The following is a 24,006-nucleotide window of genomic DNA, read 5'->3' on the forward strand; positions in this document are numbered from 1 at the left end:
CCGTCAGTGCAGCAGGATGGCCGTGGCCAGGCCCAGGAAGCAGAAGAAGCCCATCACGTCGGTGACGGCGGTGACCACCACCGTGCCGGCCACGGCCGGATCGATGTTCATCCGCCGCAGCAGCAGCGGCAGCAGCACGCCTGCGGCGGCCGCCGCGCAGAAGTTGATCACCAGCGCCAGCGCGATCACCAGCGACAGCACCGGATCGTGGAACCAGAGCAGGGCGATGAGGCCGACGATGCCGCCGATCAGCACGCCGTTGATCAGGGCGACGCGGATTTCCTTCCACATCAGGATGCCGGCGTTGCTCGAGCCCACCTGGCCGAGCGCCAGGCCGCGCACCATCAGGGTCAGCACCTGCACCGCGGCGTTGCCGCCGATGCCGGCCACGATCGGCATCAGCACCGCCAGCGCCACGATCTTCTCCAGCGTGGCCTCGAACTGGCCGATCACGCCGGCGGCCATGAACGCGGTGAACAGGTTGATGCCCAGCCACACCACGCGGCCGCGCACGGCGCGCTTGACCGGCGAGAACAGGTCCTCGTCCTCGTCCAGGCCGGCGGCGCCCAGCGCCTGGTGCTCGGCCTGCTCGCGGATGATGTCGACCACGTCGTCGATGGTGATGCGGCCGAGCAGGATGTTGTTTTCGTCGACCACCGGCGCCGACACCCAGTCGTGGTCGGAAAAGCGGCGCGCCACTTCCTGCGCGCTCTCGCCCACGTCGATCGCCGGCTGCTCGTCGTCGATCAGGCGGTTGATCGGGGTGGAGTCCTCGTGGGTCACCAGTGCCGCCAGCGATACCCGGCCCAGGTACTGGTGGCGGCGGCTGACCACGTACAGGTGGTCGGTGTGGTCGGGCAGTTCGCCGCGCAGGCGCAGGTAGCGCAACACCACGTCGACGTTGACGTCGGCGCGCACGGTGACCACGTCCGGGTTCATCAGGCGGCCGGCGGTGTCTTCCGGGTAGGACAGCACCTGCTCCAGGCGCTCCCGGTTCTCGCGGTCCATCGACTTGAGGACCTCGTCGATGACCGTGTCCGGCAGGTCCTCGACCAGGTCGGCCAGGTCGTCGATGTCCAGGTCCTCGACCGCCGCGACCAGCTCGTCCGGGTCCATGTCGGCGATCAGGCTCTCGCGCACCTCGTCGCCGACGTGCAGCAGCACCTCGCCGTCGTCCTCCGGGTCGACCAGGCCCCACACCACCTCGCGCTTGCCCGGGGGCAGCGACTCGAGCAGGTTGCCGATCTCGGCGGGGGAGAGGGTGTTGACCAGCCGTCGCACCGGGCCGAGCCGGCCGCTGTCCAGCGCATCGGACAGCAGGCGAAGCTGGCGCGCGGTCTTGTCGTGGCGGACGGCTTCTGCCATGCGCGTCTCCGGGTTGGGGGCGGTGCCGCAACGGGAGGTGCGCGGCAGGTCAGGCGTTCATGGCCGGCATTATCCCCCGCGGCCGCCGCGTTTGGATAGGGCGTCAGGACGCCTCGAGCCAGCGCTCGATGCCGCGCCGGTCGCGCGCCTGCAGCAGGTGCGGGGCGCGCGCCTGGAGCCGGGCCAGGTCGCAGTCCCGGATCGCGCGGCGCAGTTCCAGCAGGCCTGCCGGATGCAGGCTGAACTCGCGCAGGCCCAGCGCCAGCCGCAGCGGTGCCAGGCGCGGGTCGCCGGCCATCTCGCCGCAGACGGCCACCGGCACGCCATGCTCGTTGCCGGCGCGCAGCACGTGGGCGATCAGGCGCAGCACGCCCGGATGCAGCGGCGAATACAGGTCGCCGAGGGCGTCGTTGTTGCGGTCCACCGCCAGCAGGTACTGCACCAGGTCGTTGGTGCCCACGGAGAGGAAGTCCACCGCGTCGGCCAGGCCGTGCACGCCGATCGCCGCCGCCGGCACCTCGATCATCGCCCCCAGTGGCGGCACCTGCACGGCGACGCCGCGGCGGCGCACCGCGGCCACCGCGCGGCGCAGGCGGCGGCGCACGATCAGCACTTCCTCGCGGCAGGAGACCATCGGCACCAGCACCCGCACCGGACCGTAGGCCGAGGCGCGGACGATCGCCCGCAGCTGGGTGTCGAACACCACGTCGTACAGCAGCGACAGGCGCACGCCGCGCACGCCCAGCGCCGGGTTGTCCTCGTTGGCCAGGGCCAGGCCGGCGCGGTCGGCCTTGTCCGCGCCCAGGTCCAGGGTGCGGAACGTGACCGGGCGGCCGCCCATCGCCAGCACCGCGTCGCGGTAGGCGAGGAACTGCTCCTCCTCGTCGGGGGTGTCGCGGTCCTGCAGGAACAGGAACTCGGTGCGGTACAGGCCCACGCCGGCCGCGCCCACGGCGTGGGCGCGGGCCACGTCCTCGCGCGATTCGGCGTTGGCGTACAGCGCGATGTCCACCCCGTCGCGGGTACGGGTGGGCTTGCTGCGCAGCCGTTCCAGGTCGCGGCGCTCGCGCTGGTCGCGTTGTTCCAGCTCGCGGTAGCGGCGCAGGTCGGTGGCGTCCGGGTCCAGCACCAGCTGGCCGCTTTCGCCGTCGACCATGACCACGTCGCCGTCGTTGATCCGCGTCAGCACCTCGGCCGCGCCCACCACCAGCGGCATGTGCAGGCTGCGGGCGAGGATCGCCGTATGCGACAGCGGGCTGCCGGCGGCGGAGACGATCGCCACCACGCCCTGGGCCTGCAGCTGCGCCAGCTCGGACGGGGCGACGTTGTCGCAGACCAGCACTTCGCCGGCGGTGCCGCGCGGCAGCGGGTCATGCCGGTGCAGGTGGGCGTTGACCCGGCCGATGATGTGGTCCAGGTCGTCCAGGCGCGCCCGCAGGTAGGCGTCGTCCATGGACTGGAACACGGCGGCAAGGCGGTCGCGCTGCACGCGCAGGGCGTAGCCGGCCGAATAGCGTTCCTGGTGGATCAGGGCGTCGAGCGCCTGCACCAGCTCCGGGTCGTCCAGCAGCAGGGCGTGCAGGTCGATGAACTCGATCGCTTCCTTCGACAGCGCGCCCTGCAGTTTCTCGCGCAGGGCCCGCATCTCGGCGCGGGTGGCCTCCAGCGCCTCGTGCAGGCGCGCGGCCTCTTCCTTCACGCGGGCGGCGGGGACCCGCTGCTCGGCGATCTCCAGCGCATGCGGCCGGCGGACCCGCGCCCGGCCCAGGGCCAGGCCACGGGAGGCGCCATGGCCGGAGAACGCCAGCCTCATCCGCGCAGCCCCGGATGCAGGGTCCGACGCTGCACGCGGTGGCGGCCCGGCCGGCGCATGGCTCAGGCGTCCTCGTCGAACCGGCTCTCGAACAGGTTGACCACGGCCTCCATCGCCTCCGCTTCGTCCACGCCGTCGGTGCGCACGGTAACCGGGGTGCCCTGGCCGGCGGCCAGCAGCATCACGCCCATGATGCTCTTGGCGTTCACCTCGCGCCCTTTCGCCTGCAGGGTGACGGCGCAGCGGAAGGGCGCCAGCGCCTGCACCAGCTTGGCGGTGGCCCGGGCGTGCAGGCCCAGGCGGTTGGACACGGTGAGTTCACGTTCAAGCATCGTCGAGGATCGCTCCGTTGCGGGTGCCCGCCGCGGCGGTGGCGGGCAGTTGGTCCAGTCCCTGTTCCGGATAGTTCATCACCCGCAGCAGCATGGGCAGGCTGAGCGCGGATACCCGCCGGACCGGCGTGCCGAGCCGGGCCAGGCGTGCGGCCAGGTTGCTCGGGGACGCGCCGTACAGGTCGGTCAGCACCAGCACACCGTCGCCTCCGTCCACCCGCCGCAGCGCCGCCGAGGCGGCCGGCAGGAGCTGTTCGGGATCGGCGTCGAACGGGACCTCGAAGGCCTCCGCCTTCAGCGGCAGGTTGCGCAGCAGGGTGGTCGCCACCGCCAGGATGGCGCTACCGACGCCGGGATGGGTGATCAGGAGAATGCCACATGCCATGGCGGGAAGTTAACAGAGCGCCCCGACCGCCGTCGCGCTCCGGAACGCGGAATCGCGACGGACGGCGCCATGGCGCGGCGGCCGGCGGCTCAGTCCTGCTCGCGGTGGTAGGTGGCCACCTCGCTCCAGCCCTGGGCACGGGCATGGGCGGCCATGCGCTCGGCCAGGTAGACCGAACGGTGCTTGCCCCCGGTGCAGCCGAAGGCCACGGTGACATAGGCGCGGGTGTCGCTGCGCAGCCTTGGCAGCCAGGTGTCGAGGAAGTCGGCCACCTGGCGGGCATAGGCGTCCACGTCGGGCTGGGCGTCCAGGTAGTCGCGCACCCGCTGGTCGCGGCCGGTGAGCGGGCGCAGGTCCGGCTCCCAGTGCGGATTGGGCAGGACCCGGGCGTCGAACACGAAGTCGGCCTCCTCCGGCACGCCCCGCTTGTAGGCGAAGGACTCGAACAGCAGGGACAGGCCCGGGCTGTGCTCCAGGGCGAAGCCGGTGATGACCTGGCGGCGCAGCTGGTGGACGTTGAGGTTGCTGGTGTCGATCACCGCGTCGGCCTCGCGCCGCAGCGGGGCGATGATCTCGCGCTCGCGGGCGATGGCCTCCGGCAGGGACAGGCCCAGCCGGCTCAGCGGGTGGCGGCGGCGGGTATCGGCGTAGCGCCGCAGCAGGATGTGGTCCTCGGCCTCGAAGAACAGCAGGCGCGCGTCCACGCCCAGCGACTCGGCCGCCGCGCGCCATTCCGGCAGCCGGGCGAGGTCGTCCTTGCGGTTGCGCACGTCGATGCCGACCGCCATGCGCTCCGGCAACCCATCCTCGCGCACCAGCGAGGCGACGAAGGCCGGCAGCAGCTCCAGCGGCAGGTTGTCGACGCAGTAGTAGTCCAGGTCCTCGAAGGTCTTCAGCGCGACCGACTTGCCCGAGCCGGACAGGCCGCTGACGATCACCAGGGTGGGGCGGTTGGTACTCATCAGCCGCGGCGCTCCAGCAGGCTGCTGTGGCGGGCGATGAACATCGCCGCCGGATCGATGCCCTTGGTGCGCAGGATGTGCAGGCGCGTCGCCGCCTCGGTCAGCACCGCCAGGTTGCGGCCCGGCATGACCGGCAGGGTGATCAGCGGCACGTCCAGGTCGAGCACGTGGCGGGTGCCGGAATCGCCGGTCAGGCGCTCGTAGCCGTGCGGGGTCGGCTCGGTCATCGGCCGGGTGAGGTGCACGATCAGGCGCAGGTACTTGTTCTTCTTCACCGCGGTGTCGCCGAACATCTCGCGTACGTTGAGCACGCCCAGGCCACGCACTTCCAGCAGGTCCTGCAGCAGTTCCGGACAGGTGCCGTCGAGCACGTCCGGGGCGATCTGGGTGAACTCCGGGGCGTCGTCGGCGACCAGGCGGTGGCCGCGGCTGAGCAGTTCCAGCGCCAGCTCGCTCTTGCCCGAACCCGCCTCGCCGGTGATCAGAACGCCGATCGAGTAGATCTCCATGAACACCCCGTGCAGGGTGACGCGCGGGGCCAGGGTGCGGGCCAGGTGGTAGGAGAGGTGGTTGAGCAGCTCGTGGCCGCGGCGCGGCGAGATCCACAGCGGGGTGTCGGTCTCCTCGGCGGCCGCGCGCAGGTCTTCGGGGCAGGACTGGTTCTTGCTGATGACCAGCGCCAGCGGGCGGGCCTGGATGATCTTCTCGATGGTTTCCCAGCGCTGGCGCGAGTCCAGCGAGTCCAGCCAGGTCAGCTCCTCGCTGCCCAGGATCTGGACCTTGTTGGGATAGACGGCGTTGAGGTAACCGGCGAGAGAGGGGCGGCGGGCATTGGTGTCGCCGGAATCGATCTCGCGGGATCCGCCCTTTTGGCCGGCCAGCCAGCGCAGGGACAGCTTGTCCTGCTGCTGCTCGAACAGTTCGAGTGCGGTGATGCTGGCATTCCTCATGCGGCCCGGATCCTGTTGGCTGGGGTCGCCTGATTGTCGCCGAAACCGGCGCGCGCGTCCCGGCCGGGGCGGGCCGGCCGGGCGCGAGGCCAGGTCAGCCGACGTCCGGAAGGACGCGGGGCGCCTGGTAGTCCTGGTTCTTTTCCTTGTGCTTGAGGATCTGGCGGTCGAGCTTGTCCGCCAGCAGGTCGATGGCTGCGTACATGGTCTCGGCCTCGGCCTCCGCATGCAGGGTACGGCCCGGGACGGAGAGGTCCGCGGCCGCGCGATGGGAGGGCTTGCGCAGGCCGAGCTGCACGCGGGCGGAGATCGGCTGGTCGAAATGCCGATCGAGCCGACGCAGCTTCTCCTCCACGTAATCGCGCAGGGCCGGGGTGATCTCCAGCTGCTGGCCGTACGTTTCGATGCGCATCGTGAACCTCCTTTGTGGTTGCCGCTGTGGGCGGCACCGCGCGATGCAGGCCGTGCGCCTAGGCGATGCGGACCCGCTCGTGCGACGCCGGAATGTTCATGAGCTCACGATACTTCGCCACCGTGCGGCGCGCCACCGGCACGCCCCCCTGCTTGAGCAGGTCAGCCAGCTTGGCGTCAGAAAGCGGTTTGCGCGGGTTCTCGTCGTCGATCAGGCGGCGGATCATGGCCTGGATCGCGGTGCTGGAAGCCTCGCCGCCGCCGTCGGTGTCGATGCCGGAGGCGAAGAACGCCTTCAGCGGCAGGGTGCCGCGCGGGGTGCGCACGTACTTGCGGGCAATGGCGCGCGACACGGTGGACTCGTGCAGGCCCAGTTCGGCGGCGACCTCGCGCAGGGTCAGCGGACGCAGTGCCTGCTCGCCAAACTCCAGGAACCCCGCCTGCTGGCGCAGCAGGCAGCGCACGACCTTCAGCAGGGTCTCGCCGCGCGCCTCCAGGCTCTTCAGCAGCCAGCGCGCCTCCTGCAGCTGGCCGCGCAGGTAGCCGGCGTCGCTGTCGCCGACGCGGCGGATCAGCTGCTCGTAGCCCCGGTGGATCGAGACCTTCGGCTGCGCGTGCTGCGACAGCGCCGCCTTCCAGACGCCGCGCTGGCGCCAGATCACGCAGTCCGGCACCACGTAGCTGTCGTGCTCCAGTTCGGCCAGCTGCTTGCCCGGGCGCGGGTCCAGCGAGCGCACCAGCTGCACGGCCTCCTCCACGTCCTCCGGCGGGGCGCGCAGTTCGTGGGCCAGCCCCTGCGTCCCGATCTTCGGCAGGCGCTCCATCGGCCCTGCGACGATGCGCCGGGCGAGGGCGCGGCCCGGCGTGCATTCGGGCAGGACTTCCAGCTGCAGGCGCAGGCATTCGCCGAGGTCGCGCGCGCCGACGCCGGCCGGGTCGAAGCGCTGGACCTGGCGCAGCACGGTGAGGATCTCCTCCTCGCTGGCGCGGGTTTCCGGCAGCAGCGCATCGGCGATGGCCGACAGCGGTTCGCGCAGGTAGCCGTCCTCGTCGAGGGCGTCGATCAGCATGGCGCCGATGCGGCGGTCGCGCGCGGAAAGCGGCGACAGGTGCAGCTGCCACAGCAGGTGGTCGGCCAGGGTCTCGACGTCGGCCATGCGTTCGGCCGCGCCTTCGCCGTCCTCGTCGTAACCGGAGCCGCCGCCGGACGGCCACGCGGCCTCTTCGGGCGCCCAGTCCTCGCCTTCGGGTGGCGAGTCCTCTGCGGCACCGGCGGGCGCGGCGTCGCCGGTGCCGTCGCCGCTGCCGCCCTCCGGTTCCTGGAGCCGGGCCTCGTCGGCCCACTCCAACAACGGGTTGGTCTCGATCGCCTCGGCCACCTCGGCCTGCAGTTCCACCGTCGACATCTGCAACAGGCGGATGGCCTGGCGCAGCTGCGGCGTCATGACCAGGCTCTGTCCCAGCGATGTCTGCAGCCGTGCCTTCATGTCCCTGCCAGAAAGGAAGCCTGGGCTGCCGGCCTGCGGGAGTCAGAGGCGGAAGGTCTCCCCGAGGTACACCCGGCGTACGTCCGGGTTGGCCAGCAGTGCGTCCGGCGCCCCCTGCGCCAGTACGCGTCCTTCGGCGAGGATATACGCACGGTCGCAGATTCCCAAGGTCTCGCGCACGTTGTGGTCGGTGATGAGCACGCCGATGCCGCGGTTCTTGAGGTGGGTGACGATGCGCTGGATCTCGCCGACCGAGATCGGGTCCACGCCGGCGAAGGGTTCGTCCAGCAGCATCAGCCGCGGCCTGGCGGCCAGGGCGCGGGCGATCTCGCAGCGGCGGCGCTCGCCGCCGGAGAGGCTGGCGCCGAGCTGGTCGGCGACGTGGCCGATCTGCAGCTCGTCCAGCAGCGAGGACAGCTCGGCCTCCCGCGCGTCCTCGTCCTCCAGGTCCTCGCGCAGCTCCAGCACCAGGCGGATGTTGTCGGCCACGGTGAGCTTGCGGAACACCGACGGTTCCTGCGGCAGGTAGCCCACGCCCAGGCGGGCGCGGTTGTACATCGGGTCGCCGGTGATGTCGCGGCCGTCGAGCACGATGCGCCCGGCGTCGGCGGCGACCAGCCCGACGATCATGTAGAAGCAGGTGGTCTTGCCGGCGCCGTTGGGGCCAAGCAGGCCGACCACCTCGCCGGCGTCGAGGGTGAGGCCGAACTCGCGCACCACCTCGCGCTGCTTGTATTTCTTGCGCAGGCCTTCGGCGACGAGCATCAGTTGCCTTCCTTGTTCTGCTGGGCGCGCGGCTGCAGGACGGTGCGCACGCGGGTGCCGTCGCCGCCGCTCTGCATCTGGCCGCTGGCCATGTTGTAGACCATGCGCTGGCCGCTGTTGCTGCCGCGCGGGGACTCGACCTGGTAGTTGCCGGTCAGGGTCAGCAGCTCCTTCTTCGGCTCGTAGACGATGCGGTCGGCGCGCGCGTTCATGGTGCTGCCGTCGTCCATTTCCTGGCGCATGGTGGCCTGCTTGCCAGTCAGGACGACCTGCTCGATGTCGCCGCCGCGCTGCACGATCTCGGCGCGCGCGGCGGTGATGCGCAGGGTCCCCTGCACGATCTCCACGTTGCCGGAGAAGATGCAGTGGGAGTTCGCGGTGGCCTGGTTGCAGTCGGAGTTGTCCGAATCCAGCGTCATCGGCTGGTTGCGGTCCGAGCTCTTGCCCAGGGCGGTGAAGGACGCGCATGCAGCCAACGCCATGGCGGCGAGGACTGCGGCGGTCCGGGAATTAAGGGCGCGCGGAAGGTTCATAGCGAGTCCTGACCTGGGAGAGGAGTCGGTACTGGCGGGTCTTGAGGTTGGCTTCCATGCCAGTGCCGGTCTGTACCAGCCCCGGGCGGGTCAGTCGCACCTCGCGGTCGGTGCGCGCCAGGTCCTGCGAAGGCAGGAATTCGAGGCTGTCGGTGCGGAAGGTGCCGGGCGTGGGACTGGCCGGGTCGGCGTCGCCGGCGACATTGCCGTCCAGGCGCAGCAGTTCCCCGTCGGCGCTGATCCAGCCGCGGTCGGAGGTCAGGCGCCAGGGGCCCGGCTCGGCGGGGGCGAGGAACACCGGCTGCTCCACGTCCATGCTCTCGTCCTCGCGGCGCCTGAGTTCGGGCGACTGCACCCGCACCGACTCGACGCCGTCCTTGCCCAGCACGACCAGCTCGAAATCGCGCAGCACGTAGTCGGAACGGTCACCGGAGGCGGAAGCCGGGGCATCCTGGCTGCGCATCTTCCATGCCGACCATCCGGTAGCCACCGCGGCGACCAGCAAGGCGATCCCCAGCAGCGTGCGCCAGCTCATGCGCGCCGCCCGCCGCGGGAGCCGTGCCCGGCGAGGATCGCCGGCACGTGGCCGTGCGCGGCCAGCAGCACGTCGCAGACCTCGCGCACCGCGCCCTCGCCGGCGCGGCCGCGGGTGCGCCAGTGCACCAGTTCGGCGATCCAGGGATGCGCGGTGGCCGGGGCCACCGACAGGCCCACGACGCGCAGGCAGTCGATGTCCGGCAGGTCGTCGCCGACGAAACAGGCCTGCTCGCGGGTCAGGCCGTGCCGGGCGATCAGTTCGTCCATGCAGGCCAGCTTGTCGAGCACGCCGATGTGGGTCTCGAGCCCCAGGTCCGCGCCACGCTTCTGCGCGACCAGGCTGGGGCGGGCGGTGATCAGCGCGACGTGGAAGCCGAAGCGGCGCAGCTGTACCAGCCCCTGGCCATCGACCACGCTGAAGGACTTCATCTCGTTGCCGGCGCTGTCGAAGTACAGGCGGCCGTCGGTCAGGGTGCCGTCCACGTCCAGGCACACCAGCCGGACCTGGCGCGCGCGCTCGGCGATTTCAGGGGCGACGATGGACAGCGGGTCGTAGGCCACGTTCGGTTCCGGGGACATGGGGCGGTTAAACCACGCGCGCTCGCAACAGGTCGTGAACATTCAGGGCGCCCACCGGGCGCCGTCCGGCGTCGATCACGATCAGTCCGTTGATGCGGTGGCGCTCCATCAGGTGCGCCGCCTCGGTGGCCATCTGGGTGGCGTCGATGGTGCGCGGGTCGCGGGTCATGACCTCGGCGATGCGCGCCTGGCGCACGTCGATGCCGCGGTCCAGGGCGCGGCGCAGGTCGCCGTCGGTGAAGATGCCGGCGAGGGTGCCGTCGGCCGCGGCGACCGCGGTCATGCCCAGGCGCTTGCGGCTCATCTCCACCAGCGCCTCGGCGACGCTGGCGTCCTCGCCGACGCAGGGCAGCTCTTCGCCGGCGTGCATCACGTCGGTCACGTGCAGCAGCAGGCGGCGGCCCAGGCTGCCGGCCGGGTGCGAGCGGGCGAAGTCGTCGGCGGTGAAGCCACGGGCCTCCAGCAGGGCCACCGCCAGCGCGTCGCCCATCGCCAGCGAGGCGGTGGTGGAGGAGGTAGGGGCCAGGTGCAGCGGGCAGGCCTCGGCCGGCACGCCTACGTCCAGGTGGATGTCGGCCTCGCGCGCCAGGGTGGACTGCGCGCGGCCGGTCATGGCGATGACCTTGTTCCCCTGGCGGCGCAGGGCCGGCAGCAGCATCAGGATCTCGTCCGACTCGCCCGAATAGGACAGGGCCAGGACGATGTCCGTGTCGGTGATCATGCCCAGGTCGCCGTGCCCGGCCTCGCCGGGGTGGACGAAGAACGCGGGGGTGCCGGTGGAGGCCAGGGTGGCGGCGATCTTGCGCGCCACGTGCCCGGACTTGCCCATGCCGGTGCACACCAGGCGGCCGTTCGAGCCGAGGATCAGGGTGCAGGCACGGGAGAAGGCCTCGCCGATGCGCTGGCCTACCGCCTCCAGGGCCTGGGCTTCGACCTGGAAGACCCGGCGGCCGGCAGCGGCCAGCTGCGCGGGTTCGGTGGTTGGCTCGGCGGCTGCACTCATGTTCGGCCCGGGAACGGCCCGGATTCGCTAGACTAGGGTGCTTCATTCTAGGCCAAGCGCTCCATGGACGCCGACACCATTGCCCGCCTGATCGAACAGGGCCTGCCCGGGGCCAAAGCCCACGTGCAGGGCGACGATGGCGTGCATTTCGAGGCGACCGTGGTCTGCGAGGCCTTCCGTGGCAAGCTGCCGCTGGCCCGTCACCGCATGGTCTACGCGACGCTGGGCGACCTGATGGGCGGGGCGATCCATGCCCTGGCCCTCCGGACCGTGACGCCGGACGAAGCCGCCTGAGGCGCCGTGGCGCCGCTCCTTCCCGAATCTCCATACCCGGGTTCCAATGCAGAAGATCGTAGTCAGCGGCGGCGTGCCGCTCCGTGGCGAAGTGGCCATCTCCGGCGCCAAGAACGCCGTCCTGCCCATCCTGTGCGCGACCCTGCTGGCCGACGAGCCGGTGGAGATCGTCAACGTCCCCAACCTGCATGACGTGCTGACCACGCTCAAGCTGCTGGGCGAGCTGGGCGCGACCGTCGAGTACGCCAAGGGCGAGCTGGCGCGCAGCCTGGTGGTCGATCCGCGCACCGTGAAGCACCACGTCGCGCCCTACGACCTGGTCAAGACCATGCGCGCCTCGATCCTGGTGCTCGGTCCGCTGCTGGCCCGCCACGGCGCCGCCGAGGTGGCGCTGCCGGGCGGCTGCGCGATCGGCTCGCGCCCGGTGGACCAGCACATCCGCGGCCTGCAGGCGCTGGGCGCGGAGATCAGCGTCGAGAACGGCTACATCAAGGCCCGCGCCGGCCGCCTGAAGGGCGCGCGCTTCGTGTTCGACATGGTCACCGTGACCGGCACCGAGAACGTCATGGCCGCCGCCACCCTGGCCGAGGGCACCACGGTGCTGGAGAACGCGGCGATGGAGCCGGAGGTGGTCGACCTGGCCGACTGCCTCAACGCCCTGGGCGCGCGGATCGAAGGCGCGGGCACCTCGCGCATCACCATCCATGGCGTCGAGCGCCTGGGCGGCGGGCGCCACGTGGTGCTGCCGGACCGCATCGAGACCGGTACCTTCCTGGTGGCCGCGGCCATGACCGGCGGCCGCGTGACCGCGCGCAACGCGCGCCCGGACACGCTGGAAGCGGTACTGGATAAGCTCGAGGAGGCCGGCGCCACGGTCACCACCACCGCCGACAGCATCACCGTGGACATGGAAGGCCGGCGCCCGCGCGCGGTCAGCCTGACCACGGCGCCGTACCCGGCGTTCCCGACCGACATGCAGGCGCAGTTCATGGCGCTCAACTGCGTGGCCGAGGGCGTGGGCGTGATCAGCGAGACGATCTTCGAGAACCGTTTCATGCACGTCAACGAGCTGCTGCGCCTGGGCGCGGACATCCAGATCGACGGGCATACCGCGGTGGTGCGCGGGGTCGAGCGCCTCAGCGGCGCCCCGGTGATGGCCACCGACCTGCGCGCCTCGGCCTCGCTGATCCTGGCCGGCCTGGTGGCGCAGGGCGAGACCACCATCGACCGCATCTACCACCTGGATCGCGGCTACGAGAACATCGAGGCGAAGCTCGGCGCACTGGGCGCCGGCATCCGTCGCATCGACGACCGCCAGGGAGGCGCCTGATGCTGCTGCGCGGACGGATGACCAGGCGCCGCAAGGTCCTGCTGGGGCTGCTGGCGGCGATGCTGCTGCTGGTCGGCGTGGCGGGCTGGCTGGGCATGGCCGCCACCCGCGGGGTGGAGACCTCGGACATGGACTGGAACGGCGACGGCAGGGTCGACCGGACCGAGATCCTGCAGTCCTTCTACGCGGTGACCGCCGAGCGTTCCGCCGAAGGCAACCGCGAGTGCACCACCTTCCGCTGGTTCCGCGGCGGCGAGGTGATCCGGGTGCAGTGCCAGACGGTCTTCAAGACCGAAGAGTGAGCGCGGCCCGGGGCGCCGCGCCTCAGCGCAGCGCCTTGAGGGTCAGGTCGATCGTGTCCTGGCCGCCCTCGCGCTGCAGGATGCGCGCCGGTACCGGGATCTCCGGCACGATCCAGGCGATCGTTTCCTTCTTCTCGTCGCGGCGCACGACCTTGGTGGCCTGGTGGGCCTTGCCGGCCACGGTCACCTGCTCCTTGCCGGCGACCTCGTAGCGCATCGGCTTGACCCGGCCCTCGTCGACCATGCGGTAGGCCAGCGGCTTGCCGGCGGCCAGGTCGCGCGCCACGGCGAGGTTGATCAGCAGTGCGTCCATGTCGCCGGCCTGCAGCTTCACCGGTCCGCGCCGTTCCGGCTTCACGTCGCCGCTCCAGGTCGCCTGGGCCGAGCTCCAGTCGTAGTTGGCGCGCACCGACTTGCGCTTGATCAGCGCCACCGAGCTGTCGGTGCTGCTGAGCGGGCGCAGCTTGCCCTGGTGCTCCTCGAATACCGTGCTCTGGCTCAGGTCGGCGACCTGGTTGCGGATGCGCAGGCTGTATTTCCAGCGGTCGCCGGCCTCGCGGGCGAGGGTCATGGTGCCGTCGGCCTGCATGCCCATGTAGCTGGCGGTGTAGTCGGCGCTGAAAGGCTCCAGCGCGAACGCCGGCAGGGCGGCGCCCAGCAGGCCCAGCAGCAGCGGAAGGCGGGTCAGGGTGCGGGTCCGGTTCATGCTCAGGCTCCTCGGTATTCGATCAGGCGCAGGTCGACTTCGTCCTCGCCGTCTTCGCGTTGCAGGATGCGGATAGGGGTGGGGACTCCGTCGGCGACCCATAGCAGGGTCTGGTCGCCGTGCTGGTCGCGGCGTTCCACGCGCAGCGCCTCGTAGCCCATGTCGCCCACGGCCATCGTTTCCGCCGACTCGTGGACATGATAGACGTGCGGGCGCACGCGGCCGCCATCGACGAACCGGTAGTTCAGCACGGCGCCAGGCCGGGCGTCGCGCATGACCGCCAGGTTGATCAGCAGCGCGCTCATGTCGCCCTGCTGCAGGGCCACGGGGCGGCGGCGCTCCTTGCTGATGTCGCCGCTCCAGCGCGCCTGCATCCGCTCCCAGTCGTAGGTGCCGGCGACTTCCTTGCCGAACACGATCGCGCGCCGTTCGGTTTCCTGGCGCAGCGGGCGGAAGTGGCCGCCGTGCAGGTCGAACGTCGTGCTCTGGTGGATGTTGAGGCGCGCCAGGCTCGCCACGCCGCGTTCGGCGCGGAGGTCCAGGTCGATGCGCCAGTGGGCCGCATCCTGCCGCACCAGGCGCATGGTGGCGCTGCCTGCGGGGCGGCCGCGGTACCAGGCCTCGTAGGTGGCCACGAAGGGTTCAAGCGCGCGTGCGGCGGCAGCCGCTTCCGCGCCGGGCGCGGAAGGATCCTGCAGGGGCTGCGTGGATGGCGGGACCTGTGCACGGGCCGGCTGCGCCAGGAAGAGGAAGGCGCCGCCGGCCAGGAGCACGAGGGAAACGAAGGACAGGCGCATGCGGCTCGGGCAGTGGGAAGGTGGAAAAGCATGCCCGCGCGCCGGTATCAGGCGCGTGATTCCGGCTCCAGGTTGCCCGCGGAATCTAGTTGCAGTGGTTTAAACAGGCACTGACCGTCCACCCAGACCTGGCCCTCGCGTTCAGCCAGGCGGCCGGAAACCGCCAGCGCCAGCACTGCGGCGGCCAGCCGGTGTTCATGCGGCAGCAGGCGGGCGGCGAGGGTGTCGGGGGTGTCCCCGGCCAGCACCGGGATGCGCACCTGCGCCACCACCGCGCCCGCATCCAGTTCCGGGACCACGAAATGCACGCTGGCGCCATGCTCGGCGTCGCCTGCCTCCAGCGCCCGGGCATGCGTGTGCAGGCCCTTGTACAGGGGCAGCAGCGACGGGTGGACGTTGAGCAGGCGGCCCTCGAAGCGGCGCACGAAGGCATCGCCGAGGATGCGCATGTAGCCGGCGCAGAAGATCCAGTCCGGGCCGGCCGCGGCCACGGCGTCGGCCAGGTCGGCGTCGAACGCGGCGCGGTCGGGATAGGCGCGGGCCTTGCGGCTCCAGCGCAGCCCGGGCGCGACCTTCTCCAGCGCCGGCGCATCCGGGCGGTCGGAGAACACCCCGACCACCTCGGCATCCAGGCGTCCGTCGGCGATCGCGTCCAGCACCGCCTGCAGGTTGCTGCCGCGGCCGGAGACGAGGACGGCGATGCGTGCGCTCATGCGCGGGCCCCCGTGCCCGGGAAGTTGGTCGTGCGTGGCGCCATTCAAGCCTCCCGGAACAGGGCCCTGACCCGGGGGCGGGTCAGTACCAGCAGGGTGAACACGCCCAGCACCGTGCCCAGCGGCATCAGCATGCAGGACAGGGCGGCGACCACCAGGCACAGCAGGTGCCTGCGGCGGCGGGCGATGCAGCGTCCGGCGTAGGCCATGAATCCGGCCAGGGTCATGCCGAGGACGATCATCGCCCCGGCAAGCAGGACGAAGAACCAGCCGAACAGCGCGGGGTCGAACCGCATCGGGTCGGAATGGACGGTCGCTTCGAGGCGGCCGCTGACCAGCGCCAGGCCGACGACCAGGTGGATCACCGGCACCAGAGACAGCAGCGCGGTGATGCCCGCGACCACGTAATGGAAGATCGACAGCAGCCGCAGGTGCTGCAGGTCGTCGGCCGTCGGTTCCATCGCGGCAGGGGCGGCGTCCACGGGGCCTCAGCCGATGCGGACGCGCTCGCCGTCGCCGGAGGCGGCCACCACCTGGCCGATCGCGCGGGGGGCCAGGCCCAGCGCGTCGAGGCTGGCGGAAACCGCGGCGACCGCTTCCTGCGGCAGCACCAGCACGAAGCCGACGCCGCAGTTGAAGGTGCGCCACATCTCCTCGTTGGCCACCGCGCCCTCGTGCTGCAGCCACTCGAACACCGGTGGCAGGACGATCGCCGAGGCCTCGATGTCCAGGCCCAGGCCGTCGGGGATGACGCGGATGATGTTCTCGGTCAGGCCGCCGCCGGTGATGTGGGCCATGGCGTGGATCGCCTCGCCGTGCTCGCGCAGCAGCGAAAGCACCGGCTTCACGTACAGCCGGGTCGGCGCCATCAGTGCGTCGACCAGGCGGGTGCCGTCGTCCAGGACCAGGTCCGCAGGGCGACCGGCGCGGTCGTAGATGCGACGCACCAGCGAGTAGCCGTTGGAGTGCGGGCCGGAGGAGGCGATGCCGAGCAACACGTCGCCCTCGCGCACCTTCGCGCCGTCCAGCAGCTGCGACTTCTCCACCGCGCCGACCGCGAAGCCGGCCAGGTCGTATTCGCCCGGCGGGTACATGTCGGGCATCTCGGCGGTCTCGCCGCCGATCAGGGCGCAACCCGATTCCTCGCAGCCGCGGGCGATGCCGCCGACAACGGCGACCGTGGTGTCCACGTCCAGCCTGCCGGTGGCGAAGTAGTCGAGGAAGAACAGCGGCTCGGCGCCCTGGACCAGGATGTCGTTGACGCACATGGCGACCAGGTCGATGCCGATGGTGTCGTGGCGGCCCAGCTGCTGGGCCAGCTTGAGCTTGGTGCCCACGCCGTCGGTGCCGGAGACCAGCACCGGCTCGCGGTACTTGCCGGACAGGTCGAACAGGGCCCCGAACCCGCCCAGGCCGCCCATCACCTCGGGGCGGAAGCTGCGCCGCACCAGCGGCTTGATCCGCTCGACGACCTCGTTGCCGGCGTCGATGTCCACGCCCGCGTCGCGGTAGGTCAGGGGAGTGGGCGTAGGGGTCTGGCTCACGTCGATGCCTGCGGCTGCGGGAAGGGCCGCGATTCTAGCAGCCGCGCCCGGGCACGGGTGCCGGCAGCGGCGTCTTCGCACCGCGTCGATTGGCGTGGCAGCCCCGTTCAGGCAACAATTCGCCGGTATTCCGTCACACGAAGGATCGTCCATGTCCGTCCGCTGCGGCCTGACCCTGTTCCTGGCGCTGCTGTGCCTGCCGATCCTGCCCGCGGCGGCGCAGGACGGCCTGCGCACCGAGGGCGAGGTCGCCGCGGCGCAGGGGCTCTACGCGGCCGAGGTGCCGGTCGGCAGCCAGGTCGACTCGGCGCGCCAGGCCGGATACGCCCGCGCGCTGGCCCAGGTGCTGTCCAAGCTGTCTGGCGACGCGGCGGTGGTCAACCGTCCGGGCGTGGCCCAGGAGCTGCGCAATGCCGAGGCCTACGTGGAGGGTTACGACTACCGCCAGGACCAGAGCACGTCCCCGGGCGGCGCCCCCACCTACCGCACCATGCTGGTGGTGCGGTTCGTGCCCGAGGCGGTGGACGCCCTGGTCTCGGCGCTGGGCCTGCCGGTCTGGGGGCAGCCGCGGCCCAAGCCGGTGGTGTGGCTGGCGATCGACGACGGCAGCGGCCCGCGCCTGCTCGGCACCGGCCAGGTCAACGCCGCCCGCCCGCTGCTGGATCGCGCGGTCGAGCGCGGCTACCGGCTGGGCCTGCCTTCCGGCGGCGCGGCCGAGCAGGCGGGGGTCGGCGCGATCTGGCGCGGCGATACCGCGGCCGTGGCCCGCGCATCGGCGCGCTACAGCCCGCCGATGCAGCTGATCGGCAAGATGTACCGCAGCGGCGCCGGCTGGGCCACCGACTGGACCTTCGTCGACGCCGGCCGGGTGCTGGCCACCCGCACGGTCAACGAATCCGACCCGCGGCGCGCGCTGTCCAGCGGCGCCGACGTGGCCGCCGATGCCCTGATCCAGCGCTATGCCAAGGTCCCGGTCTCCGAGCCGGCCGGTACCTATCGCGTCGCCGTCACCGGCCTGCGTGGCGCGGAGGACTACCTGCAGGTCTCGGCCCTGCTGCAGCGCCTGCCGGTGGTGCGCCGCATCGCCCCGGTGCGTGCCACCGCCGAGCGCATCGAATTCGACCTGGACCTGCTGACCGGCCTGTCCGGCCTGGACCGCATGCTGGGCCAGAACGCGGTGATCGAGCCGGTCGAGGGCGAGCCCGGGGAGTACCGCATCCGATGAACCAGGTCGTCGACGCGCAGGCCGAGATCGCGCGGTTCCTGCAGCAGCTCAAGTGGATCGTGCTGGCGCTGGTGGCCCTGTGGCTGGTCTGGCTGCTGGCGCCGATCCTGACCCCGTTCGTGCTCGGCGCGCTGCTGGGCTGGATGGGCGACCCGCTGGTCGACCGCATCGAGCGCACAGGCCGTTCGCGCAACGTGGCCGTGGCCCTGGTGTTCGGCCTGATGACCCTGCTGGTGATCCTGGCCCTGGTGATCCTGGTGCCCATGCTTGAGCGCCAGGTGCGGACCCTGGTCGAATCGCTGCCGGCCTACCGCGAGTGGTTCATGCGGACCGCCGTGCCCTGGCTGGAGGCGCGCACCGGGCTGGAGCTGATGGTCTGGCTCGATCCGGAGCGCCTGGTGCAGTGGGTGCGCGAGCACTGGCAGCAGGCCGGCGGCCTGGCCACCGCGGTGTTCGGCTACATCTCCCGCTCGGGCTTCGCCATGGTCGCGTGGGTGGTCAACATCGTGCTGCTGCCGATCCTGACCTACTACTTCCTGCGCGACTGGGACCTGCTGGTGGAGCGGGTGGCGGCGATGATCCCGCGCGACCACCTGGACACGGTCACCCGCCTGGCGCGCGAGTCCAACGACGTGCTCGGCGCGTTCCTGCGCGGGCAGTTCGTGGTGATGATCGCCCTCGGCGCGATCTATGCGATCGGCCTGCAGCTGTCGGGCCTCAAGCTGGGCCTGCTGATCGGCATGGTCGCGGGCCTGATCAGCTTCATTCCCTACCTGGGCGCGACCACCGGCATCGTGCTGGCCGTGGTGGCGGCGCTGGTGCAGGCGCAGGGCTTCGACACCAAGCTGCTGGTGCTGGTGGGCGTGGTGTTCACCGTCGGCCAGCTGCTGGAAAGCTACGTGCTGACCCCGCGCATCGTCGGCGACAAGATCGGCCTGCACCCGGTGGCGGTGATCTTCGCGGTGATGGCCGGCGGGCAGCTGTTCGGCTTCCTTGGCATGCTGATCGCGCTGCCGGCGGCGGCGGTGATCAACGTGCTGCTGCGCTATGCCGCCGAGCGCTACCGGCAGAGCTGCCTCTATATCGGCGAGCACAACGGGCCGGCGATCGTGGTTGAGCCGTTCGCCGCGCCAGGCGCGGCCGCCGCGCAGGAGCCGCCCGCGCGCAGCCAGGGCCCGGAGGCGTGAGCGTCCCGCCCAACGGCGCCGGCACTCCGCAGCTGCCGCTGGCGCTGCGCTACCCGCCCGAACAGCGCCTGGAAAGCTACATCGGCGGTCCGGCCGGTGCGCTGGAACAGCTGCGCGGGCTGGCGCGCGAGCCCGGCACCGACTGGGTCTACCTGGAAGGGCCGGCCGGTGCCGGCAAGACCCATCTGGGCCTGGCGGTGTGCGCCGAGGCCGAGGGCGCGGGGCGCCGGGCCGCCTACCTGCCGCTGCGGGCGGCACGCGGCCGCCTGCGCGAGGCGCTGGAGGCGCAGGAGGCCGACGTGGTGGCACTGGACGGACTGGAAGCCGTGGCCGGCGAGCGCGACGACGAGGTCGCCCTGTTCGATTTCCACAACCGCATGCGCGCCGCCGGCAACGCGGTGCTGTACCTGGCGGCCGCGGCGCCGCAGGCGCTGCCGCTGGTGCTGCCGGACCTGCGTTCGCGCCTGGGCCAGTGCACCCGCATCGCCCTGCATCCACTGGACGACGAGGGCCGGCGCGCGGTGCTGCGCGACCGCGCGCGGCGTCGCGGGCTGGTGCTGGAGGAGGCGGCGATCGACTGGCTGCTGACCCGTACCGGGCGCGACATGGGCCATCTGCTGGCCCTGCTCGAGCGCATCGACCGTGCTTCCCTGGCGGCGCAGCGCCGCGTGACCGTGCCGTTCCTGCGCGGCCTGCTCGACGCCGGCTGAGCGCCGGCGTCGTCCCCGTATCCGGGGTGTCCGAGGTCCTGCGGCCCCGCTCAGTCCGCGAGCAGGGCCTGGTCCAGCACTGCCAGCCGCTCCGGCGTGCCGACATCGGTCCCGCGGCCGCGGTGGTGCTCGCCGCCGGCGCGTCCGGCGGCCATGGCCCGGCGCAGCAGCGGCGCCAGTTTGAAACGGGGCGGATTGCCGGGATCGCCGTCCCCGGTCGCGCGCCAGTCGGCCAGCAGCGAAGGGCGGTAGACGCCGATGCCGGAGAAGGTCAGCTTCGCACCGCCATCGGCGTGCACGCCGCCATCGCCGGCCAGCATGAAGTCGCCACCGGGGTGGTGCTGCGGATTGTCGACCAGCACCAGGTGTGCGTCCCCGCGCGGTTCGCGCGGCAGCCGGGCGAAGTCGTAGTCGGTCCAGATGTCGCCGTTGACCGCGATGAACGGGCCGTCGCCAAGCAGGGGCAGGGCGTGCAGCATGCCGCCACCGGTCTCCAGCGGCTCCGGGCCTTCGTAGCTGTAATACAGGCGCAGGCCCCAGCGGCTGCCGTCGCCCAGCACTTCGGGGAAGCGATCGGCCAGCCAGGACGTGTTGACCACCACCTCGCGCACGCCCAGCGCGGCCAGCTTCTCCAGGTGCCAGGCCAGCAGCGGTTTGCCGCCGGCGACCAGCAGCGGCTTGGGCGTGTGCAGGGTCAGCGGGCGCATGCGCTCGCCCAGGCCGGCGGCGAAGACCAGGGCCTTCATGCGGCCGCCTGCGCCATCGCCGGGCGGATGCGCCGATCGAGCAGGCGCTGCAGCGGCTGCAGCTGCGGATGTCGCGGCAGCACTTCGTCCAGGTAGGCGATGAAGCGCGGTGCGTCGACCAGGTACTTCGTCTTGCCATCGCGGTGGTGCAGGCGGGCGAAGATGCCGAGGATCTTCAGGTGCCGCTGCACGCCCAGCCAGTCGGCATCGCGCAGGAACACCGACAGCGGCGGCACCGGCACGCCGGCGGCGACGGCGCGTTCGTGGTAGCGCGCCAGCCAGCCGTCCACGCGTTCCAGTGGCCAGGACAGGAAGGCGTCCTTGAACAGGCTGACCGGGTCGTAGGCGACCGGTCCGGCGACGCAGTCCTGGAAGTCCAGTACCGCCGGACCGGGCTCGACCGGCATCAGGTTGCGCGGCATGAAGTCGCGGTGCACCAGCACGCGCGCCTGGCCCAGGGCGTTGTCCATCAGCCGGCGCTGTACCAGCTGCAGCTCCTCGGCCTCGCCGCAGTCCAGTTCGATGCCCAGATGGGTGCGCAGGAACCACTCCTCGAACAGGCCGGCGTCGCGCTGCAGCAGGGCTTCGCCGAACACGCCCATCGACGGCGGCGGGGCGATCGCCTGCAGCTTGAGCAGCTGGCCGGTGGCCGCTTCGAACCAGGCGTCGGCGCTGGCGTCATCGATGACCTGGGCCAGGGTCGGCCCGCCCAGGTCCTCCAGCAGCAGGAAACCCTGCGCGACGTCGCGCGCCAGCACCTGCGGCACGCGAACGCCGCCTCCGTCGAGCAGGTCGCGCATGGCAAGCCAGGGGCGCACGTCCTCCAGTCCGGGCGGCGAGTCCATCACGATCCGCGACGGCCCGGAGCCATGGCTGCGCCAGTAGCTGCGGAAGCCGGCGTCCATCGAGGCGCGCTCGAGCGTTGCGGCATCGTCGCCCAGGGCGGTGCGGGCCCAGGACAGGCGCTGGAGGTCGCGGTCGGAAGCGGTCTGCGGGTTCATGCGTGGGTGTCTGCCGGGATCGGCACAGGGTAATCGTGGCGCGCGCCCGCGGCGAGGCGGGCGCCCATATGCGAAGCGCCGGGGGGTGCCCGGCGCTCCGTGTGATGCAGCTGGCGCGTGGATCAGCAGCAGCCGTGGCCGCCGTGCTGCTCGCCGCCGGCCACCGCGCCGACGCCGGTGGTCTCCCCGCGCAGGCTGGCGCGGTAGTGTTCGGCGATCACGTGCGACACGCACTGGGTCACGCGCTTGCCCATCGGGATATGCAGGAACTCGTTCGGGCCGTGGGCGTTGGAGTGCGGGCCCAGCACGCCGGTGATCATGAACTGCGCGCCGGGGAACTTCTCGCCGAGCATGCCCATGAACGGGATCGAGCCGCCTTCGCCCATGTACATGGCCGGCTTGCCGAACGCGGCCTGGGAGGCCGATTCGATCGCCCCGGTCAGCCACGGCGACTGCGCGGGCGCGTTCCAGCCGGTGGAGGCCTTTTCCAGCTCCAGCTCGACGTGCGCGCCGTTCGGCGGATCCTTCAGCAGCACCTCCTTGAGCAGCTCGCCGGCCTTCTTGCCATCCAGGGTCGGCGGCAGGCGCAGCGACAGCTTCACCGCGGTATGCGGGCGCAGCACGTTGCCGGCCGAGGACAGCGGCGGCATGCCGTCGACGCCGGTGACCGACAGGGCGGGGCGCCAGGTGCGGTTGAGCACCAGTTCGGCCGGGTCGTCGGACATGGCGCTCATGCCCTTGAGGAAGGGGAACTTGCTGAAGACTTCGTCGCGCAGGGTCTCGGCGACCTTGCGCGCCTGCTCGACGCGTTCGGCCGGGACCTCGACGAACAGGCCGTCGACCTTGATCCGGCCGGTGTTCTCGTCCTCCAGCCGCGACAGCAGCTGGCGCAGCAGGCGGAAGCTGGACGGGACCACGCCGGAGGCGTCGCCGGAGTGCACGCCTTCGCTGAGGACCTTGACCGTCAGGTTGCCGCCGGCCAGGCCGCGCAGCGAGGTGGTGCACCACAGCTGCTCGTAGTTGCCGCAGCCCGAATCCAGGCACACGACCAGCGAGGGCTTGCCGATGCGCGCGGCCAGGTGGTCGACGTAGGCCGGCAGGTCGTAGCTGCCGGACTCCTCGCAGGCCTCGATCAGCAGTACGCAACGCGCATGCGGGATGTTCTGCTCGCGCAGGGCCAGGATCGCCGCCAGCGAGCCGAAGATCGCGTAGCCGTCGTCGGCGCCGCCGCGGCCGTAGAGCTTGTCGCCGCGCAGCACCGGCTTCCACGGACCCAGGTCCGGATCCCAGCCGGTCATCTCCGGCTGCTTGTCCAGGTGGCCGTACAGCAGCACGGTGTCGTCGCCCGACTCGGGGCCGCTGGCCGGCACTTCCACATAGATCAGCGGGGTGCGGCCTTCCAGCTCGACCACTTCGACCTGCAGCCCCGGGATGGGCTGGGCACGGGCCCAGGACTCCATCAGCTTCACCGCCGCGTCCATGTGGCCATTGGCCTTCCAGTCGGCGTCGAACATCGGCGACTTGTTGGGGATGCGGATGTATTCGACCAGCTGCGGGACGATGTCGTCGTCCCACTTGGCGCCGATGAAGCGTGCGGCGGCGGCAGGGTCGAGGCGTGCGATGTCCATGGACACTCCGGGGAAAAAGGATGCGCACATTCTACGCCGCACGGTGCGGCAGGGATTTCCTACAGATGAATGCTGGTTTCCCGGGCAGGAAAATCCGCAAGCCGGCGATGGCACCGCACTTCAGTGCGGGACAGACTGCACCCACCGGGCCCAGCCGGCAGGACGCCAGCCCCCGGGTTCCATCAACACGCTACAGGGAGTGTCGCCATGAAGCTGCTTCGTGTTTCCCGGCTGCTGCTGCTGTCGCTGCTGCTGTTCGGCGCGGTGGGCGCAGCGTCCGCCGCGGAGAAGGTCAACATCAATACCGCCGATGCCGCACAGCTGGAGGCCGCGCTGGTAGGCATCGGGCCCGCCAAGGCCGAGGCCATCGTCGCCCACCGCAAGGCCAACGGCCCGTTCAAGAGCGCCGACGAGCTGGCCCTGGTCAAGGGCATCGGCCTGAAGACGATCGAGCGCAACCGCGACCTGATCACCATCGGCTCGCCCGCTGCCCCGGCTGCGGCCAAGGCCCCTGCGGCCCCCGCGGCTCCGGCGGCGACCGCGGCCAAGGCACCGGCGCCCGCCGCCCCCGTGGCACGGCGCTGAGTCCGCCGTAGAGGCCCTTCCGGACCCCGGTCGTACGCAGGGAGGCGTCGCCGGAAACTGCACGCCAGGCAAGGCGTCAGTGCAGTCCGCCGCCCGGTGCGCACATGGACGTGCGG

General features: G+C 71.5%; 28 protein-coding genes. 7 read left to right on the forward strand and 21 right to left on the reverse strand.

Annotated features, from left to right (window positions below):
* Positions 1-3: 3 nt before the first annotated feature.
* The 13 genes from mgtE to CSC68_RS02055 form a co-directional block, all read right to left on the reverse strand.
* The gene (gene mgtE / locus CSC68_RS01995; RefSeq protein ID WP_162201826.1) at positions 4-1,365 is read right to left on the reverse strand and encodes a magnesium transporter; all 1,362 of its coding nucleotides are present in this window, start codon (positions 1,363-1,365) and stop codon (positions 4-6) included.
* 103 nt (positions 1,366-1,468) lie between these two features.
* Positions 1,469-3,178 (reverse strand): phosphoenolpyruvate--protein phosphotransferase, encoded by a 1,710-nt coding sequence (ptsP, locus tag CSC68_RS02000; RefSeq protein ID WP_162201827.1) that lies wholly within the window; start codon positions 3,176-3,178, stop codon positions 1,469-1,471.
* 62 nt (positions 3,179-3,240) lie between these two features.
* Positions 3,241-3,510 carry an HPr family phosphocarrier protein gene (locus CSC68_RS02005; protein ID WP_162201828.1) on the reverse strand — a complete coding sequence of 90 codons (270 nt, stop codon included), beginning with the start codon at positions 3,508-3,510 and terminating at the stop codon, positions 3,241-3,243.
* A complete protein-coding gene (locus CSC68_RS02010) occupies positions 3,503-3,895 on the reverse strand; it encodes a PTS sugar transporter subunit IIA (protein WP_162201829.1) in 393 nt (130 codons plus the stop codon). Before CSC68_RS02010 ends, CSC68_RS02005 begins: the two co-directional genes overlap by 8 nt.
* Before the next feature lie 89 nt (positions 3,896-3,984).
* Positions 3,985-4,857 carry an RNase adapter RapZ gene (gene rapZ / locus CSC68_RS02015; RefSeq protein WP_162201830.1) on the reverse strand — a complete coding sequence of 291 codons (873 nt, stop codon included), beginning with the start codon at positions 4,855-4,857 and terminating at the stop codon, positions 3,985-3,987.
* Positions 4,857-5,807 carry an HPr(Ser) kinase/phosphatase gene (gene hprK, locus CSC68_RS02020; protein ID WP_162201831.1) on the reverse strand — a complete coding sequence of 317 codons (951 nt, stop codon included), beginning with the start codon at positions 5,805-5,807 and terminating at the stop codon, positions 4,857-4,859. The genes rapZ and hprK overlap by 1 nt, the downstream gene beginning before the upstream one ends.
* A gap of 94 nt (positions 5,808-5,901) precedes the next feature.
* On the reverse strand, positions 5,902-6,219 hold the full coding sequence (gene hpf, locus CSC68_RS02025) for a ribosome hibernation-promoting factor, HPF/YfiA family (RefSeq protein ID WP_162201832.1): 318 nt from the start codon (positions 6,217-6,219) through the stop codon (positions 5,902-5,904).
* 58 nt (positions 6,220-6,277) lie between these two features.
* Entirely contained in the window at positions 6,278-7,705 is a 1,428-nt protein-coding gene (locus CSC68_RS02030) for an RNA polymerase factor sigma-54 (RefSeq protein WP_162201833.1), read from the reverse strand.
* A gap of 42 nt (positions 7,706-7,747) precedes the next feature.
* The gene (gene lptB / locus CSC68_RS02035) at positions 7,748-8,470 is read right to left on the reverse strand and encodes an LPS export ABC transporter ATP-binding protein (protein ID WP_162201834.1); all 723 of its coding nucleotides are present in this window, start codon (positions 8,468-8,470) and stop codon (positions 7,748-7,750) included.
* Positions 8,470-8,952: a lipopolysaccharide transport periplasmic protein LptA gene (gene lptA, locus CSC68_RS02040; RefSeq protein WP_162201835.1), complete on the reverse strand. Its 483-nt coding sequence runs from the start codon at positions 8,950-8,952 to the stop codon at positions 8,470-8,472. The genes lptB and lptA overlap by 1 nt, the downstream gene beginning before the upstream one ends.
* A gap of 28 nt (positions 8,953-8,980) precedes the next feature.
* On the reverse strand, positions 8,981-9,538 hold the full coding sequence (gene lptC / locus CSC68_RS02045) for an LPS export ABC transporter periplasmic protein LptC (RefSeq protein ID WP_162201836.1): 558 nt from the start codon (positions 9,536-9,538) through the stop codon (positions 8,981-8,983).
* Complete coding sequence (locus CSC68_RS02050; protein WP_425501188.1) at positions 9,535-10,101, reverse strand: KdsC family phosphatase; 567 nt, start codon at positions 10,099-10,101, stop codon at positions 9,535-9,537. Before CSC68_RS02050 ends, lptC begins: the two co-directional genes overlap by 4 nt.
* Positions 10,102-10,126: 25 nt before the next feature.
* Positions 10,127-11,122: a KpsF/GutQ family sugar-phosphate isomerase gene (locus CSC68_RS02055; RefSeq protein ID WP_162201838.1), complete on the reverse strand. Its 996-nt coding sequence runs from the start codon at positions 11,120-11,122 to the stop codon at positions 10,127-10,129.
* A gap of 63 nt (positions 11,123-11,185) precedes the next feature.
* On the opposite strand from CSC68_RS02055, the gene CSC68_RS02060 reads away from it, so the two are divergent.
* From CSC68_RS02060 to CSC68_RS02070, 3 genes are read left to right on the forward strand one after another with little or no spacing between them, the layout of a single operon-like run.
* Complete coding sequence (locus CSC68_RS02060) at positions 11,186-11,416, forward strand: BolA family protein (RefSeq protein ID WP_162201839.1); 231 nt, start codon at positions 11,186-11,188, stop codon at positions 11,414-11,416.
* Between the two features lie 46 nt (positions 11,417-11,462).
* Positions 11,463-12,746, forward strand: coding sequence for a UDP-N-acetylglucosamine 1-carboxyvinyltransferase (murA, locus tag CSC68_RS02065; RefSeq protein WP_162201840.1), 1,284 nt, complete (start codon positions 11,463-11,465; stop codon positions 12,744-12,746).
* Positions 12,746-13,048 carry a hypothetical protein gene (locus CSC68_RS02070; RefSeq protein ID WP_162201841.1) on the forward strand — a complete coding sequence of 101 codons (303 nt, stop codon included), beginning with the start codon at positions 12,746-12,748 and terminating at the stop codon, positions 13,046-13,048. Before murA ends, CSC68_RS02070 begins: the two co-directional genes overlap by 1 nt.
* A 22-nt stretch (positions 13,049-13,070) precedes the next feature.
* Here the strand turns inward: CSC68_RS02070 and CSC68_RS02075 are convergent, their stop codons facing one another.
* Genes CSC68_RS02075 through purM form a run of 5 tightly spaced genes read right to left on the reverse strand, consistent with a single transcriptional unit; the run spans position 13,071 to position 16,814 of the window.
* Positions 13,071-13,754: a DUF3108 domain-containing protein gene (locus CSC68_RS02075; RefSeq protein WP_162201842.1), complete on the reverse strand. Its 684-nt coding sequence runs from the start codon at positions 13,752-13,754 to the stop codon at positions 13,071-13,073.
* Positions 13,755-13,756: 2 nt separating this feature from the next.
* Positions 13,757-14,551, reverse strand: coding sequence for a DUF3108 domain-containing protein (locus tag CSC68_RS02080; RefSeq protein WP_162201843.1), 795 nt, complete (start codon positions 14,549-14,551; stop codon positions 13,757-13,759).
* A gap of 47 nt (positions 14,552-14,598) precedes the next feature.
* Entirely contained in the window at positions 14,599-15,264 is a 666-nt protein-coding gene (gene purN, locus CSC68_RS02085; protein ID WP_162201844.1) for a phosphoribosylglycinamide formyltransferase, read from the reverse strand.
* A gap of 44 nt (positions 15,265-15,308) precedes the next feature.
* Entirely contained in the window at positions 15,309-15,746 is a 438-nt protein-coding gene (locus CSC68_RS02090; RefSeq protein WP_162201845.1) for a hypothetical protein, read from the reverse strand.
* 6 nt (positions 15,747-15,752) lie between these two features.
* Positions 15,753-16,814 (reverse strand): phosphoribosylformylglycinamidine cyclo-ligase, encoded by a 1,062-nt coding sequence (gene purM, locus CSC68_RS02095; protein WP_425501189.1) that lies wholly within the window; start codon positions 16,812-16,814, stop codon positions 15,753-15,755.
* Positions 16,815-16,959: 145 nt separating this feature from the next.
* On the opposite strand from purM, the gene CSC68_RS02100 reads away from it, so the two are divergent.
* From CSC68_RS02100 to hda, 3 genes are read left to right on the forward strand one after another with little or no spacing between them, the layout of a single operon-like run.
* Complete coding sequence (locus CSC68_RS02100; protein ID WP_162201846.1) at positions 16,960-18,033, forward strand: DUF2066 domain-containing protein; 1,074 nt, start codon at positions 16,960-16,962, stop codon at positions 18,031-18,033.
* Positions 18,030-19,220 (forward strand): AI-2E family transporter, encoded by a 1,191-nt coding sequence (locus tag CSC68_RS02105; RefSeq protein ID WP_162201847.1) that lies wholly within the window; start codon positions 18,030-18,032, stop codon positions 19,218-19,220. Before CSC68_RS02100 ends, CSC68_RS02105 begins: the two co-directional genes overlap by 4 nt.
* A complete protein-coding gene (gene hda / locus CSC68_RS02110) occupies positions 19,217-19,930 on the forward strand; it encodes a DnaA regulatory inactivator Hda (protein WP_162201848.1) in 714 nt (237 codons plus the stop codon). Before CSC68_RS02105 ends, hda begins: the two co-directional genes overlap by 4 nt.
* Positions 19,931-19,980: 50 nt before the next feature.
* On the opposite strand, the gene murU is transcribed toward hda, so the two are convergent.
* From murU to CSC68_RS02125, 3 genes are all read right to left on the reverse strand, one after another.
* The gene (murU, locus tag CSC68_RS02115; RefSeq protein WP_162201849.1) at positions 19,981-20,676 is read right to left on the reverse strand and encodes an N-acetylmuramate alpha-1-phosphate uridylyltransferase MurU; all 696 of its coding nucleotides are present in this window, start codon (positions 20,674-20,676) and stop codon (positions 19,981-19,983) included.
* Positions 20,673-21,677 carry an aminoglycoside phosphotransferase family protein gene (locus tag CSC68_RS02120; RefSeq protein ID WP_162201850.1) on the reverse strand — a complete coding sequence of 335 codons (1,005 nt, stop codon included), beginning with the start codon at positions 21,675-21,677 and terminating at the stop codon, positions 20,673-20,675. The genes murU and CSC68_RS02120 overlap by 4 nt, the downstream gene beginning before the upstream one ends.
* A gap of 122 nt (positions 21,678-21,799) precedes the next feature.
* Positions 21,800-23,305 (reverse strand): M20 family metallopeptidase, encoded by a 1,506-nt coding sequence (locus tag CSC68_RS02125; protein WP_162201851.1) that lies wholly within the window; start codon positions 23,303-23,305, stop codon positions 21,800-21,802.
* 207 nt (positions 23,306-23,512) lie between these two features.
* On the opposite strand from CSC68_RS02125, the gene CSC68_RS02130 reads away from it, so the two are divergent.
* Positions 23,513-23,890 (forward strand): ComEA family DNA-binding protein, encoded by a 378-nt coding sequence (locus CSC68_RS02130; protein WP_162201852.1) that lies wholly within the window; start codon positions 23,513-23,515, stop codon positions 23,888-23,890.
* The last annotated feature ends 116 nt before the right edge of the window (positions 23,891-24,006 follow it).

The organism is Pseudoxanthomonas suwonensis (assembly GCF_010093235.1).
Lineage (GTDB): Bacteria > Pseudomonadota > Gammaproteobacteria > Xanthomonadales > Xanthomonadaceae > Pseudoxanthomonas > Pseudoxanthomonas suwonensis.